Origin of the sequence: Pararhizobium sp. IMCC21322 (genome assembly GCF_030758295.1) — a bacterium.
In the GTDB taxonomy this organism is placed as follows: Bacteria; Pseudomonadota; Alphaproteobacteria; order Rhizobiales.
This window is the reverse complement of record NZ_CP132335.1, coordinates 3,180,853-3,194,969: the sequence shown is the minus strand read 5'-3', so window position 1 is coordinate 3,194,969 and position 14,117 is coordinate 3,180,853. Positions and strand designations below refer to the sequence as shown.

The window sequence follows — 14,117 nt, the reverse complement described above, 5'->3', positions numbered from 1 at the left end:
AGCTCTTGGAATCACCTTTTACAGGGCCAAGTGTCCATTGCGGGTAAATGCGGCGAAAGTCTGGAAGCTCAGGGTGTCTTCAGGGCGTCCAGGGCTCGTAATCGCCTGCGACCTGCGGACGGGTTTCTTTTGTCATGATGGAGCCCGGCGGACGATAAGCCAGAGCGCTGCCTGTCATATTGGCCTGATGCGGCAATTGCCAATCTTTGGCAACATAATTCTGATCTACCGGGGCCGTGTCTGTGCGGTGGTGCATCCAGGCATGCCAGCCAGCAGGAATTTTTGAGGCATCTGCTTCGCCATTATACATGACCATGCGGCGCTTGTCGTTTTCGGCTCTGTAGTAAACATTGCCCAACTCGTCTTCACCGACCCGCTCACCTTTGCGCCAAAGATAAAAATTGGTTCCAACCGTATGGCCATTCCACCAGGTGAAGAAGCGGAGGAAGAAGTTTTTCATGCGTCAATTATCCTGTGACCGGCGAACCGTTTGATGTGCGCCGGACTATGACAATTTGCCGGTTGCCTGTCCAGCGTTCAGAGTGGTTCAACCAGACTTTCTTCACTGTGGAACTCTGAGGCCAAATCCATAGTTGCTGCGCGTTGAGCCCGTTCCCTTTCGCGGCGTTCCACTTGTGGCGAGCGGCCAAACTGATCTCGATAGCATTTGGAAAAATGAGACGCTGATACGAAACCACTGGCGATTGCCACATCGACAATAGGCAGATTGGACTGCAACAACAGATGACGTGCCCGATCAAGGCGCAGTTCAGAATAATAACGGGCAGGCGACCGGCCAAGATTTTGCCGGAACAAGCGTTCGATCTGACGGCGTGAAAGATTGGAAATCCCGGCAATTTCCGTCAGTGGCAATGGTTCGGAAATGTTGGCTTCCATCATCTCGATAATGCTCAGAAGACGCGCGTTCTGGACGCCCAGCCTTGCCCGCAGCGGCAGACGTTGCCTGTCGGACGAACTGCGAACCCGATCTGTCAGACACTGCTCGCAAATCCGGTTGATGATTGGTTCGTCATGATCCTGGGCTATGATGTAAAGCATCATATCAAGTGCTGCGGTGCCACCGGCACAGGTGTAAAGCCGACCATCGACTTCAAACAAATCTGCATGAACATGCGCATTGGGAAACTTTTCCATAAAGCCGGGCATGTTTTCCCAGTGTATGGCGCATTGCTTGTCTTCCAGAAGGCCGGCGTCGGCCAATATCCAGGACGCCGTGCACAGGCCGCCAATGGCGATGCCTGTCCTGTACAGGCGCCTGATCATGGCTTTGGTGTGTTTGGTTTCAAGCTGATCGACATCTATGCCGGAACAGACCACAACCATATCCGGCCGTTCATCCATGTTGGATTGCGCCGTGATGTCATCCAGCGAACCATCAACCGATATCTGCAGCCCGTTGCTGGCACGCACCGGCTGGCCATCTGTGGAAATGATTTGCCAGGAATATGTGTCTTCCAGCAGAAAGCGGTTGGCAAGACGAAGTGGCTCAATTGCCGTCGTGAAGGCAATCATGGAAAAATTCGGCAGGGCTAAAAACACAAACCGTCTCAAAGACTACTTGCTCCCAATTGTGGCCTGATTTTCAAACTGGCACCATTGATTTTGGCTGATTTCTGACCAGGCAATGTCGCAATTGCTGCATTATCGAGTTAAGTCGAAAGCTAAGGTTAGTCAATGGAATTGCGATAGGCAGGCAATCCGCAAAGTCTAATTAAGTATGGGCCCAGGTCCGAAACGTCTTTCTCACACCAATCTGGCAGAATGGAATCCAGCATGAGTGCTCATAAATCCGACATCGAAATCGCACGGGCCGCATCCAAACAACCCATTCAGGAAATCGGCGCCAAATTGGGTATCCCAACCGAGCATCTGCTGCCCTACGGCCACGATAAGGCAAAGGTGTCTGCTGACTTCATTCAATCAGTGAAGGGCAATCCAGATGGTAAATTGATCCTTGTAACAGCTATCAACCCGACGCCAGCAGGTGAAGGGAAGACCACCACAACCGTGGGACTTGGAGACGGCCTTAATCGTATCGGCAAGAAGGCCGCCATTTGTATTCGGGAAGCATCACTGGGCCCGTGCTTCGGCATCAAGGGCGGTGCGGCCGGTGGTGGATATGCCCAAGTCGTTCCCATGGAGGATATGAACCTTCACTTCACGGGTGATTTTCACGCCATCACATCTGCACATAATCTGCTGTCGGCGATGATCGACAATCATATTTACTGGGGCAATGCACTGGAAATTGATCAGCGCCGTGTCGCATGGCGCCGTGTGATGGATATGAATGACCGGGCGCTGCGGGAGATCGTCTGTTCGCTGGGCGGTGTTGCCAATGGTTTTCCGCGTGAAGCCGGATTTGACATAACAGTCGCGTCTGAAGTGATGGCAATTTTGTGCCTGTCGACGGATTTGAAGGATTTGGAAAAGCGCCTCGGTGCTATCATTGTCGGGTATCGGCGCGACAAAAGCGCAGTATATGCCCGCGACCTGAAAGCTGATGGGGCCATGGCTGTGCTGTTGAAGGATGCAATGCAGCCAAACATCGTGCAGACGCTTGAGAACAATCCTGCCTTTGTCCACGGTGGTCCGTTTGCAAATATTGCGCATGGCTGCAATTCGGTTGTGGCCACCACAACTGCGCTGAAGATTGCCGATTACGTCGTCACCGAAGCCGGATTCGGGGCGGATCTGGGCGCAGAGAAGTTTTTCAACATCAAGTGCCGCAAGGCAGGCCTGAAACCATCAGCGGCGGTTATTGTTGCCACAGTACGTGCGTTGAAAATGAATGGTGGTGTGGGCAAGGATGATCTGGGCATTGAAGATGTTAAGTCTGTCAAAAAAGGTTGCGCCAATCTGGGGCGGCATATTGAGAATGTGAAGCAGTTCGGTGTACCAGCCGTGGTTGCCATCAACCATTTCGTGTCTGACAAAGATGCTGAAGTTGCAGCCATTCAGGATTATGTGATCTCGCTTGGCGCCAAGGCCATCCTTTGCAAACACTGGGCGCACGGGTCCAAAGGTATTGAAGAACTGGCGCATGCTGTTGTCGAATTGGCTGAATCCGGAGCGTCTCAATTTGCGCCTCTTTATGCCGACGACATGCCGCTTTTTGACAAGATCGAAACCATTGCCAAGCGGATTTACCGCGCAGAAGAAGTCATTGCCGACAAATCGGTTCGTGATCAATTGCGGGACTGGGAAGCAAAGGGTTATGGCGATCTTCCGGTCTGTATGGCCAAGACGCAATATTCGTTTTCGACGGATCCGAATTTGCGCGGTGCGCCGACAGGACATGTGGTGCCAATTCGGGAAGTTCGGTTATCCGCAGGTGCCGGTTTCGTTGTGGTTGTTACCGGAGCGGTCATGACCATGCCAGGCCTGCCCAGAATTCCGTCATCTGAAAAGATTTTTCTGAATGACAATGGCGAGATTGAAGGACTTTTCTAAGAGGGGCAGCCGGATTTCAATGTCGCAATGAGATAAATTTGCCTGCGTATTGACGATAGGCATAAGACATGAAAACCAATAGGCTTGGCCAAATTTTCTGTGGCGCTGCTCTAACTGGAGGATGTCTGCGCGATGTCTTCGAAATACAATGTATTCAATCTGATCCGTCAGGGCTTGCAAGGGCATACGGGCTGGGAAGCGCAATGGCGTGAACCAGAGCTGAAACCTGCCTATGATGCCGTCATCATTGGCGGTGGTGCTCACGGACTTGCTACGGCTTATTATCTTGCCAAAAACCACGGCATGACGAACATTGCGGTGTTGGAAAAAGGCTGGATTGGCGGCGGCAATTCGGGTCGGAATACCACCATTATTCGGTCGAACTATCTTTATGATGCCAGTGCTGCGATTTATAATCACGCGCTGAATCTGTGGACCACACTTGGACGCGATCTCAACTACAACATCATGATGAGCCATCGTGGTGTGCTCAATCTGGCACATGATGAAGGTGAGGCCCGCACGCTGAAGCGCAGGGTTGAAGCCAACCGTCTGAACGGTGTGGATTCCGAATGGCTGGATGCCAAGCAAGTCAAGGAATTCTGTCCTCCGATCAGCATCGATGAGGATATGCGTTATCCGGTGATTGGTGGCACACTGCAACGTTCGGGCGGCGTCAACCGCCATGATGCAGTCGTCTGGGGGCTGGCACGCGCTGCAGATGCTCTGGGCGTCGATATTATTCAGCAATGCGAAGTCACGAGTATTCGCACAAAAGCCGGTGAAGTTACCGGGCTTGAGACCACAAAGGGCAGCATCAAGACGCCAAAAATCGGGTCAGTGGCTGCCGGGCATTCGACAATCATCGCGGATATGGTGGATGTGCGCCTGCCAATTGAAAGCCATCCGCTTCAGGCGCTTGTGTCAGAGCCATTGAAGCCGCTTATTCCTTGTGTGGTGATGTCAAATGCAGTGCACGTCTATGTCAGTCAATCTGACAAGGGTGAGTTGGTAATCGGGGCCGGGATTGACCCTTACGTCTCCTACACGCAGCGAGGCAGCTTTGACATTATCGAGCATCAGATGGCGTCGCTCATGGAATTGTTTCCGATCTTTTCCAGATTGCGCATGATGCGGCAATGGGGCGGCATTGTTGATGTGAGCCCGGACGCAAGCCCGATTTTATCAAAGACCAAGGTCAAAGGGTTTTACATCAATGCAGGCTGGGGCACGGGCGGCTGGAAAGCGACGCCGGGGTCCGGTCACGTGTTTGCCGATCTGGTTGCGAATGATACACCGAATGCGATTGCGGCACCCTTTGGTCTGGAACGTTTTGTCACCGGTAATCTTGTTGCCGAGCATGGCGCAGCAGCTGTCGCGCATTAGGAGAGCCATATGTTTGTGATCGATTGTCCCTGGTGCGGTGAACGGGATATGTCCGAATTCAGCTGTGGCGGTGAAGCGCATATTGCGCGCCCGGAGGGATCGGAACAGATGACTGATGAAGAATGGGCACAGTTTGTGTTCATTCGAAAAAATTCCAAGGGCCGCTACGCGGAACGCTGGAACCACGCTGCCGGCTGCCGACGCTGGTTTAACATGTTACGCAACACGGCCACGGATCAGATTTTGGCTGTCTATAAGATGGGTGAGACAGCACCCAATGTTTCAACAGAAGAACCGGTGACACCAAGTGGCGAAGCACCGATTGGCTCCGGGAATGATGCCGTTAAGCTCATGAAGCCGGGCGAGGCATTATAATGGCGACATCTCGACAGAAGACCGGATTGCGCACCGAGCAGGGTGGCCGCATCAATCGGGACAAACCGATCCATTTTACCTTTGATGGCAAGGCTTATCAGGGTTTTGAGGGCGATACACTTGCCTCAGCGCTTCTGGCAAATGGCCAGCACATGGTGGCGCGGAGTTTCAAATATCATCGCCCAAGAGGGATTGTTGCTGCTGGCTCTGAAGACCCGGCGGCCATCGTTCAAATTGGGCCTGACGCTGTGGAGACTGATCCAAACACCCGGGTTACCGAGCAGGAAATTTATGAAGGTCTTGTGGCCTCGGCTCAGAACTGCTGGCCGAGCCTGAACTTTGATATTGGTATTGCCAATGATGTCTTGTCGGATTTCTTTCCGGCGGGCTTCTACTACAAGACCTTTATGGGTCCGCCACTCTCCTGGATGCGGTTTGAACCGATCATTCGAAAGGCTGCCGGTCTTGGTGTTGCGCCAGCTGATCGTGACCCCGATCAGTATGACAGCACCAACCGGCATGCCGATGTACTGGTTGTCGGGGCAGGGCCAGCGGGGCTGGCCGCTGCAAAAGCTGCAGCCGATGCCGGTGCACGGGTTATTCTGGCGGAAGAAACCAACGCTCTTGGAGGCGCGCTTCTTTCTGAACCGGAGGGCTGTGTATCGCTTGGCGGAAAGCCGAGCGATGCTGTCATTGAAAAGATGGCGGCTGATCTGGAAGCCAATCCTGATGTGACCGTTCTGACCAGAACAACGGGATTTGGGTATTATGGCGATAATTTCGTTGGTCTTTGGGAGCGTGTAACGGATCATCTGGCACCATCGGACCGGATCACACATGTGCCAAGGCAGAAGATTTGGCGTGTGCGTGCAAAACAGGTCATTTTGGCAACTGGCAGCCTTGAGCGGCCCATGGTGTTTGATGGCAATGACCGACCTGGCATCATGCTGGCCGGGGCTGTACGCACCTTTTTGAACAGATACGGCGTCTTGTGTGGTCACAAGGCATTGATCTTTGCCAATAATGATTCGGCCTGGGCGACCGCCTTCGATCTGCAAAAGGCTGGTTCACAGATTGCAGCCATTGTTGATATTCGCCGAAAAATCTCCGGCGAGTTGCTGCAAATGGCGGCAGAACGAGGCATCCCGATTTTTGCCGGTTCAGCAATTGTTGGCACGAAGGGGCGCAGCCGTGTTGCAGCGGCGGATATTCGCCTTATTGAAGAGGCTGGCGCCATCTCGTCAAAATCCAACTGGATTGATTGTGATCTGATCGCGAGTTCTTGTGGTTGGGCCCCGAATGTGGCGCTGTTTTCACAGTCTCGTGGCAAACTGTATTACGATGATGATTTGCAGGCTTTTCGTCCCGGTACCTCCTGGCAAAAAGAACGTTCTGTGGGGGCTGCCAACGGATCTTATGATTTGCAGAACTGTCTTGACGAGGGACGAAAGGCCGGTGCTGCTGCAGCGGCGGATACAGGGTTCAAAAAACGCATTCCAAAGGTGCTGAAAGCCTCTCACAGCATACTGTTGCAGACCGATCTGCAGATTTTGCCGCAAATACCTTCGCCGAAAGCGGCCAAAAAAGTACGTGCTTTCATTGACTTGCAGGATGATGTCACGACGAAGGACATCAAGATTGCTATTCAGGAGGGGTTGCACTCGGTTGAACATATCAAGCGCTACACCACGACCGGCATGGGAACGGATCAGGGCAAAATCGCCAATCTGAATGCGTTTGCTTTCATTGCTGACCATTTGGGAAAGTCTGTTCCCGACGTTGGTGTGACCACGTTCCGGCAACCCTATAAACCCGTGACCATGGGCGCATTGGCGGGACAGCATGTGGGCGCGCATTTCATGCCGCGGCGAACCACAGCAATGCATCCCTGGCACAGAGCGCAAAAGGATGTGATTTTCGAACCGGTTGGCGACTGGTTGCGACCACGCGCGTTCCTGCGAGAGGGTGAGGATTTTCATCAAGCGGTACAGCGTGAAACAAAGGCGGCACGAACCGGCATTGGTGTGCTGGATGCCTCGACCCTTGGCAAGATTGACGTTCGCGGCCCGGATGCCCGGGAATTTCTCAACCGCATCTACACCAATGCCTGGAGCAAGCTGGCACCGGGCAAATGCCGCTATGGGCTGATGCTGAAAGAAGACGGCATGGTGATGGATGATGGCGTGACAGCCTGCTTGGCTGACGATCATTTTCATATGACCACGACTACCGGGGGAGCTGCCAATGTCCTGGGGCATCTGGAAGATTATTTGCAGACAGAATGGCCTGATCTGAACGTCTATCTGACCACCACGACGGAACAGACAGCTGTTGCGTCAATTTGCGGGCCGGGTTGTGACAGTCTGATGGCCGAATTGCTGGATGATCTGGACCCTGATCCTGAGACCTTCAAGTTTATGGATTGGCGGGATGCACATATTCAGGGCATTCCCGTCCGGGTTTTTCGGATATCGTTTACCGGTGAGTTGTCTTACGAAATCAACATTGATGCTTCATACGGCTTGTGGCTTTGGAAAAAGATTTTTGCGCAGGCCAAAAGTGAAGGTGGCGGATACGACATCACGCCTTACGGCACTGAGGCCATGCATGTTCTGCGTGCTGAAAAAGGTTTCATCATTGTCGGGCAGGAAACTGACGGCACGGCCACGCCGATTGATCTGGGCATGAACTGGATCGTGAAGAAATCCGGAGATTTTGTTGGAAGGCGTTCACTTACCCGATCGGATACGTCCAGAGATGACCGCAAACAATTGGTTGGCCTTGTGACTGAACAGCCGGATTGGGTGCTTATGGAGGGCACGCAGATTATCGCAACGCAGGAGGAAGGGGCCGCTCCAGTCCCCATGCTGGGGCATGTTACGTCCAGTTACCTAAGCCCGAATTTGGATCGTTCAATCGCAATGGCGATGCTGGAGGGCGGGCGCAGCCGTGTTGGCCAAACACTTTATGCCTCGCGCAACGGTGATAGCGCGATGGCCGTCCGTGTGGTTGGAACGGATTTTCTGAAGGAGCGTGAAGATGGCACCATCTGATCCAAAGTCGGAAACGCAGGTTGATCGACCAGACCGACAGAGCGCCCTGTCGCATCGATCACCGCTGACCGGTGATGACGGACTCATCATGCGGGAAGCCACCCATCTGGGGAAACTGGTTTTGCGACTTGCCGCGACCGAAGCAGAAACTGTGGAATTTGATGCGCTGGAAGGTGCCGCTCTGCCAACACAGCCCTGCAACTCCAGCGTATCTGACACAGGTACAGTTTCCGTGTTGTGGCTTGGCCCAGATGAGTGGATGATCGTCAGCCAGGCGGGCACAGAGCAGGCTTTACAGACCAGACTGCAATCAGATGTGAGTGGACGGCATTTTCAACTTTCCAATGTGACGGACTATTACACATGCATTGATATTGCAGGTGATCAGAATCGCGAGATTCTCATGAATTTGAGCACGCTCGACATGCATAAACGCTCGTTTTCTGCGGGTCAGATAAAGGGCTCCATATTTGGTCATGCCAATGCATATGTCTGGCAATTGCACACAGACCCTGGGGCGAGTGAGACTTTTCGGCTGATCGTGCGTTCATCAATGGCCGACTATCTATGGTGTCTGATCAGCCGATCAGCGCGCTTGTTCGGGATGCCGGAGGATACTCCCAGTTCAGGCGAAAAGCTGGTGATTTCATAGATTTGTTACTTTGCCGGTGACGGTTAAAGAGATGTTGTTTTACCGCGACGAGAATTTTTCCGGCAGGATAAGCTGCAATTGATAACTCTCGTAAGGGTTGCGTTTACCATTAGTGCAACATATTTCGAGCGTTAAGTTCACGCCAGTGTGGTCATGCTAGAAATCCTGAACTCAAAGGGTTTCTTACATGCGCATTCGCACGATTCTGTTGATTGCATTTTTGACCGTTACCATTTTCCCTACGGCCATTTTTGGCTGGTGGTCCTACAGCCACGCTGTAAAGCGGGAGTTTGCGGAAGTTGAAGATCGTCATTTGCTGCTTGCACAGAATTTGAGTGCTGCACTGACGCGCTACCACACTGATTTGGTAGGCACTTTGAAAACAGTTTCCTCCGCTTTGCTGTCTGACCAGACGACGGACTTGCAGCCTTTGATGTCGGAGCTTGATATCGTCAATGTGTTTCTGGTTGACCAACCCTCAGTTACAGTAATCGCGCAAATGGATGCCGGAAACGGCTCTGACATTGAACTGCTTACGGAAGAGCATTTGGCATTGGCAAAGAGGATTGCTCAACCCGGCGAGACGAAATTCTCCCACGTTGTTGGCACACAAACACACGGAAACGTGCTGCTTGGGGTCAGAAGCAATGCGGATAATTTGACCATTGCATTTGTTTCCACGCAGTATTTCAAGCAACTTGGCGAGCAGATTTCATTTGGCAAAAATGGCCATGCAGCCATTGTCGACAATGCTGGTAACGTTTTGTCCCACCCCGTTCCGGACTGGGTTGAGTCCCGCCGAAATCTGTCTCAAATTTCCGCTGTCGCCAGAATGATGAGTGGAGAGACGGGCATAGACCAATTCTATTCTCCTGCATTTAAGGGAGATATGATTGCTGGCCTTACGTCGGTGGAGGGCCCCGGCTGGGGGGTCATGATTCCCCAACCCGTGGAAGAGATATACGAGAAGGTGCGTGAGAACAGCATCTCAATTGTTCTGGCGTTGGCAATTGGCTGGAGCATGGCGGCCGTTTTTGTACTGCTGTTCGTCAATTCTCTGATCAGGCCGTTGGAACAGCTTCTGCAATCCATCAAGGAAAACGCAAGAGAGAAGAAGCTCAACCCGGTGCGTGTCCGCCTTGGGCTGGTTCCATTGCGTGAGGTCTGGCAGTTAAAGCTGGGCTACAATGCCATGGTCGGACGGGTTGCTCAGGCAAATGAAAAAGTATCAGCTATGGCATTTTCTGATGATGTTACCGGATTGGCCAATCGGAAGCGATTTGAAGAGGTCACCAGAGGATTGCTTGCGGGCTGCGAAACGGAGGCGGCGCGGGGCATCGTTGCTTTTATCGATCTTGATGATTTCAAACAGATAAATGACGTTCATGGTCACAGCTATGGTGACCGTTTCTTGCGCGAACGCGCAGCGAAATTGACAGAATTGGTTCAAGCAGCCGAACAAACTTTTTTTGGAGATGAGATTGTTGAACATCCGCCCATCGCAGCACGTGTTGGCGGAGATGAATTTGTTATCGTATTTCCCGGGTTGAGCCGGGAAGATGACATCAGACAGTTTCTGGTGCAGGTTCGTAAAGTGCTTTCCACGCCATCGACTGTTCTGTCAGAGGTTCCGTTTTGTGCGGCCAGCATTGGCTGTGCACGTTACCCCGAAGACAGCACAAATCTCGATGGGTTGCTCAAATGCGCTGACATCGCGATGTATCATGCCAAGAAGGCCGGTAAGAACCGCTTTGAAATGTATTCCTCCCAGATGGGCATGATGACAGCAGCGGAACTTTGTGTGGCTGTCGACCAGGCAATCGACGACAATCAGCTTGTCCTGGAATATCAACCAAAAGTCTGTGCCAGAACCAAAGAACCTCGGGGCGTTGAGGCACTGGTAAGATGGAACCATCCGGTTCTGGGACGTCTGCTTCCAGATAACTGGATACCGATTATTTCTCATTCTCCCGTCATGGAAAAGCTTGGCGAATGGTTGATTGCACGGGCGATTGACGATCACGCGGAGTGGACGCGGGCAGGGCTCAATCTATCGGTTGCTGTGAACATAAGTGCGGGACACTTTTCGAGCCCGGGGTTTACGAACTCCATTACACGAATGGCGCGTTCGAGAAACTTTGACTGCAACAATATGGAAATTGAAATCACGGAGGACACATTGTTCTCCTCTCTTGTGCATGCCAACGACGTGCTTGAAAGTCTTCGGGCCGAAGGGTTCCGGGTTTCCATTGATGACTTTGGCACCGGTTACTCAAATATTGCCAGGCTGAGCCAGATGCGGGTGGATTTTTTGAAGATTGATCGCTCGGTTATCTCTCAGGCTCATGATGATGAGCGTGTTGCCTCAATGATGGATTGCATTGTTCTCATGGCAAAAACGCTTGGCTGCAAAACTGTTGCCGAAGGGGTTGAAACCCAGAGCGAGGTTGATTTTCTTGCGCGTCACAAGATTGATATCCTGCAAGGCTTCTATTTCTCGAAGGGTTTGTCAGTTTCACAGCTTCTGGCGTGGTCTCGTGAACACAGTCAGGCTGTTGCTGCAGGTGCCTTTGATCGTCAAACCAGCCACGCCGCATGAATTTCGGTTAGATTTCCACCCATACCGGCACGTGATCTGAAGGTTTTTCCCAGGCCCTGACATGCTTGTCCACCTGGCATTGACGCAATCTGTCGGCAACACCCGGTGACAACATCAAGTGGTCAATGCGAATACCGTTGTTCTTCTGCCAGGCACCAGCCTGATAATCCCAGAATGTATAAGCCTGATCCTGATTTGTCTGGCGTAAGGCATCTGTCATGCCCAAATTCTGCAATTTGAAAAACGCTGATCGCGTTTCCGGGCGAAACAACGCATCACCTTCCCATGCTGCAGGGTTGTGACAATCGATCGGTTGCGGGATGACATTGTAGTCCCCGGCGAGAATAAAATCTTCTTCGCTCTTCAGATGTTCTTCGGTCCAGGCATGCAGCCGATCCATCCAGCCCAGCTTGTAGGGAAATTTCTCGGTATCAACCGGATTGCCATTTGGCAGATAGAGCGATGCCACCCGGACCATCTTCCCATCGACGGATATCAGCGCCGAAATAAATCGGGCCTGCACATCGTCATCATCACCTGGCAATCCACGTTGCACATCTTCCATCGGTGTTTTGGAAAACAGGGCAACGCCATTGAAGCCCTTTTGACCATGTGTATGAACCTCGTAGCCAAGGTCTTCGAAAATAGCGCGTGGGAAGTTTTCATCGATCGATTTGACTTCTTGCAAGGCGACCAGATCAGGCTCAGCTTCTTTCAGCCAAGCCTGTAGGGTTTCAAGACGCGCCTTGATGCCATTTATATTCCAGGTCGCAATTTTCATGAAATCAGATCGAAAAGGAGGTGCCGCAACCGCAGGATGCTGTGGCATTGGGATTGTTGATCTGGAAGGACTGCCCCATCAAATCGTCGACGAAATCGATCTCTGATCCTTCCAGGAAGGGCAAAGATACCTGATCGATCAATATGGTGGCGCCATTTCGTTTGAGCACCAGATCATCTTCGGTCATGTCCTCGACCAGATCATATTTGTATGAAAAGCCGGAACATCCGCCGCCATCCACACTGATGCGGAGTGATTTACCATCCGCTTCACCGGCTAGAATCTTTGCAACTCGCAATGCAGCCCGTTCTGTAACAGTGACAGAATTTTGTGCGATTGGAGGCGTCGCGTCTGAAGAATTTGTTTGTTGTGTTGCACTGGCCATGTTGATCCACCCTTTTGCGGCACATCTGCTATAGAACCAAGAGGTAGGCGTGCGACCAGCGCAAGTCAAACGCCATCGTCCCTTTTGTAGCGGATTTGAGCCAGTGGCAGAAATTATGAACCCAGTTGATTTGCCAGAACCATTGCCCGAGGCTTTAGACGTTTCCGATATCGGATTTGGATTTACCAATAGAGCAACCTATGCCGTAGACCCGCAAAACACGCGCGGTCGCGTCTTCGACGAGCCTGAAAGTCCAACCCGGACAGCTTTCCAGCGCGACCGGGACAGAATCATCCATTCCAATGCGTTTCGGCGTCTCAAACACAAGACACAGGTGTTTATTTCCGATGAAGGGGATCATTACCGCACACGTCTGACCCATTCCATTGAAGTGGCTCAGATTGCCCGGTCCATTGCCCGGGCATTCCGTCTTGATGAGGATCTGACGGAAGCATTGGCTCTGGCTCATGATTTCGGGCACACGCCGTTTGGTCATGCAGGTGAACGCGCGCTCGATTCAGCAATGTCAGAATTCGGCGGGTTCGATCACAATCTGCAGAGCCTTCGGATCGTCAGCAAAATGGAACGCCGTTATCCGCGTTTTGATGGACTTAATCTGAGTTGGGAAACGCTGGAGGGGCTGGCAAAACATAATGGCCCGGTTGCCGAGCCGCTAGCCGGGCGCATTCGGGCTTTGTTGCCAACACTTCAATTGCGGCTTGATGGTTATGCAAGTCTTGAGGCGCAGGCTGCCGCACTGTCCGATGACATTGCATATGACACACACGATATAGATGACGGTTTGCGCTCCGGTCTGCTGAATCTGGCGCAATTGAGAACCGTGCCTTTGCTGTTCGGATTGCTGGATGACATTGCTGATGAATTTCCCGGCCTTGATGAAGAGCGGACGCGCCATGAGTTATCGCGTCGGCTGATCACCATCATGGTGGAAGATGTCATTGGCGAAACACAGCGAAGATTGTCAAAGCTGCGGCCTGCCTCAGCAGATGATGTCAGGAATGCGGGGGCTTCGGTTTTGAGTTTTTCAGAGCCGTTCAGCCGTCAGGAAGGGGAGGTCAAAGCGTTTTTGTTCAAACATCTTTACCGCCATCCCTCATTGATGGAGAGAATGACCAGCGCGGAAGCAGTTGTGAAGGACCTGTTTGTGACCTACCTGCAAAATATCGAGGAAATCCCGCTGCGGTGGCGGGAACAAGCCACCGAAGGGGTGGCGACACTGAATAAGCCAAAGGCAGCCAGATTGGTCGCTGACTATATTGCCGGAATGACAGATCTGTTCGCAGATCAGGAACATGAACGTCTTTTCGGTGACCATGCGACGCGCGGAGTTTGACCACAAAGCCAAAAACCGTTAGGTGCAGCGCACATTTCCGACCGTTTTGCCGATGAAA

Annotated in this window: 11 protein-coding genes; 7 read left to right on the top strand and 4 right to left on the bottom strand. The window is 52.2% G+C overall.

Annotated elements, in window-relative coordinates:
- Positions 1-79: 79 nt before the first annotated feature.
- The gene (locus tag RAL91_RS15050; RefSeq protein ID WP_306257050.1) at positions 80-460 is read right to left on the bottom strand and encodes an NADH:ubiquinone oxidoreductase subunit NDUFA12; all 381 of its coding nucleotides are present in this window, start codon (positions 458-460) and stop codon (positions 80-82) included.
- Positions 461-537: 77 nt separating this feature from the next.
- A complete protein-coding gene (locus RAL91_RS15045; protein ID WP_371932550.1) occupies positions 538-1,533 on the bottom strand; it encodes a GlxA family transcriptional regulator in 996 nt (331 codons plus the stop codon).
- Between the two features lie 261 nt (positions 1,534-1,794).
- Here RAL91_RS15045 and RAL91_RS15040 point away from each other — a divergent pair, with 261 nt between their 5' ends.
- The 6 genes from RAL91_RS15040 to RAL91_RS15015 all read left to right on the top strand — a co-directional run bounded on the left by RAL91_RS15040 (position 1,795) and on the right by RAL91_RS15015 (position 11,539).
- Positions 1,795-3,474, top strand: coding sequence for a formate--tetrahydrofolate ligase (locus RAL91_RS15040; protein ID WP_306257048.1), 1,680 nt, complete (start codon positions 1,795-1,797; stop codon positions 3,472-3,474).
- A 132-nt stretch (positions 3,475-3,606) separates the two neighbouring features.
- Positions 3,607-4,860, top strand: coding sequence for a sarcosine oxidase subunit beta family protein (locus tag RAL91_RS15035; protein WP_306257047.1), 1,254 nt, complete (start codon positions 3,607-3,609; stop codon positions 4,858-4,860).
- Positions 4,861-4,869: 9 nt separating this feature from the next.
- Positions 4,870-5,235, top strand: a complete 366-nt coding sequence (locus RAL91_RS15030) for a sarcosine oxidase subunit delta (RefSeq protein ID WP_306257046.1) — start codon at positions 4,870-4,872, stop codon at positions 5,233-5,235.
- A complete protein-coding gene (locus RAL91_RS15025; protein ID WP_306257045.1) occupies positions 5,235-8,288 on the top strand; it encodes a sarcosine oxidase subunit alpha family protein in 3,054 nt (1,017 codons plus the stop codon). The genes RAL91_RS15030 and RAL91_RS15025 overlap by 1 nt, the downstream gene beginning before the upstream one ends.
- Positions 8,275-8,940 (top strand): sarcosine oxidase subunit gamma, encoded by a 666-nt coding sequence (locus tag RAL91_RS15020; protein ID WP_306257044.1) that lies wholly within the window; start codon positions 8,275-8,277, stop codon positions 8,938-8,940. The genes RAL91_RS15025 and RAL91_RS15020 overlap by 14 nt, the downstream gene beginning before the upstream one ends.
- 187 nt (positions 8,941-9,127) lie before the next feature.
- Entirely contained in the window at positions 9,128-11,539 is a 2,412-nt protein-coding gene (locus tag RAL91_RS15015; RefSeq protein WP_306257043.1) for an EAL domain-containing protein, read from the top strand.
- A gap of 7 nt (positions 11,540-11,546) precedes the next feature.
- Here the strand turns inward: RAL91_RS15015 and xth are convergent, their stop codons facing one another.
- Together xth and erpA are read right to left on the bottom strand one after the other, a co-directional pair.
- Positions 11,547-12,320 carry an exodeoxyribonuclease III gene (gene xth / locus RAL91_RS15010; protein WP_306257042.1) on the bottom strand — a complete coding sequence of 258 codons (774 nt, stop codon included), beginning with the start codon at positions 12,318-12,320 and terminating at the stop codon, positions 11,547-11,549.
- Between the two features lie 4 nt (positions 12,321-12,324).
- Positions 12,325-12,705 carry an iron-sulfur cluster insertion protein ErpA gene (erpA, locus tag RAL91_RS15005; protein WP_306257041.1) on the bottom strand — a complete coding sequence of 127 codons (381 nt, stop codon included), beginning with the start codon at positions 12,703-12,705 and terminating at the stop codon, positions 12,325-12,327.
- A 115-nt stretch (positions 12,706-12,820) separates the two neighbouring features.
- On the opposite strand from erpA, the gene RAL91_RS15000 reads away from it, so the two are divergent.
- Positions 12,821-14,059 (top strand): deoxyguanosinetriphosphate triphosphohydrolase, encoded by a 1,239-nt coding sequence (locus RAL91_RS15000; protein ID WP_306257040.1) that lies wholly within the window; start codon positions 12,821-12,823, stop codon positions 14,057-14,059.
- The last annotated feature ends 58 nt before the right edge of the window (positions 14,060-14,117 follow it).

What these genes read in the sequence shown, in the direction of transcription:
- RAL91_RS15040 (WP_306257048.1), top strand. Translation starts at nt 1,795, where the DNA reads ATGAGTGCTCATAAATCCGACATCGAAATCGCACGGGCCGCATCCAAA.
- RAL91_RS15025 (WP_306257045.1), top strand. Translation starts at nt 5,235, where the DNA reads ATGGCGACATCTCGACAGAAGACCGGATTGCGCACCGAGCAGGGTGGC.
- RAL91_RS15020 (WP_306257044.1), top strand. Translation starts at nt 8,275, where the DNA reads ATGGCACCATCTGATCCAAAGTCGGAAACGCAGGTTGATCGACCAGAC.
- RAL91_RS15045 (WP_371932550.1), bottom strand. Translation starts at nt 1,533, where the DNA reads ATGATTGCCTTCACGACGGCAATTGAGCCACTTCGTCTTGCCAACCGC.
- RAL91_RS15000 (WP_306257040.1), top strand. Translation starts at nt 12,821, where the DNA reads ATGAACCCAGTTGATTTGCCAGAACCATTGCCCGAGGCTTTAGACGTT.
- RAL91_RS15015 (WP_306257043.1), top strand. Translation starts at nt 9,128, where the DNA reads ATGCGCATTCGCACGATTCTGTTGATTGCATTTTTGACCGTTACCATT.
- RAL91_RS15035 (WP_306257047.1), top strand. Translation starts at nt 3,607, where the DNA reads ATGTCTTCGAAATACAATGTATTCAATCTGATCCGTCAGGGCTTGCAA.
- xth (WP_306257042.1), bottom strand. Translation starts at nt 12,320, where the DNA reads ATGAAAATTGCGACCTGGAATATAAATGGCATCAAGGCGCGTCTTGAA.
- RAL91_RS15050 (WP_306257050.1), bottom strand. Translation starts at nt 460, where the DNA reads ATGAAAAACTTCTTCCTCCGCTTCTTCACCTGGTGGAATGGCCATACG.
- RAL91_RS15030 (WP_306257046.1), top strand. Translation starts at nt 4,870, where the DNA reads ATGTTTGTGATCGATTGTCCCTGGTGCGGTGAACGGGATATGTCCGAA.
- erpA (WP_306257041.1), bottom strand. Translation starts at nt 12,705, where the DNA reads ATGGCCAGTGCAACACAACAAACAAATTCTTCAGACGCGACGCCTCCA.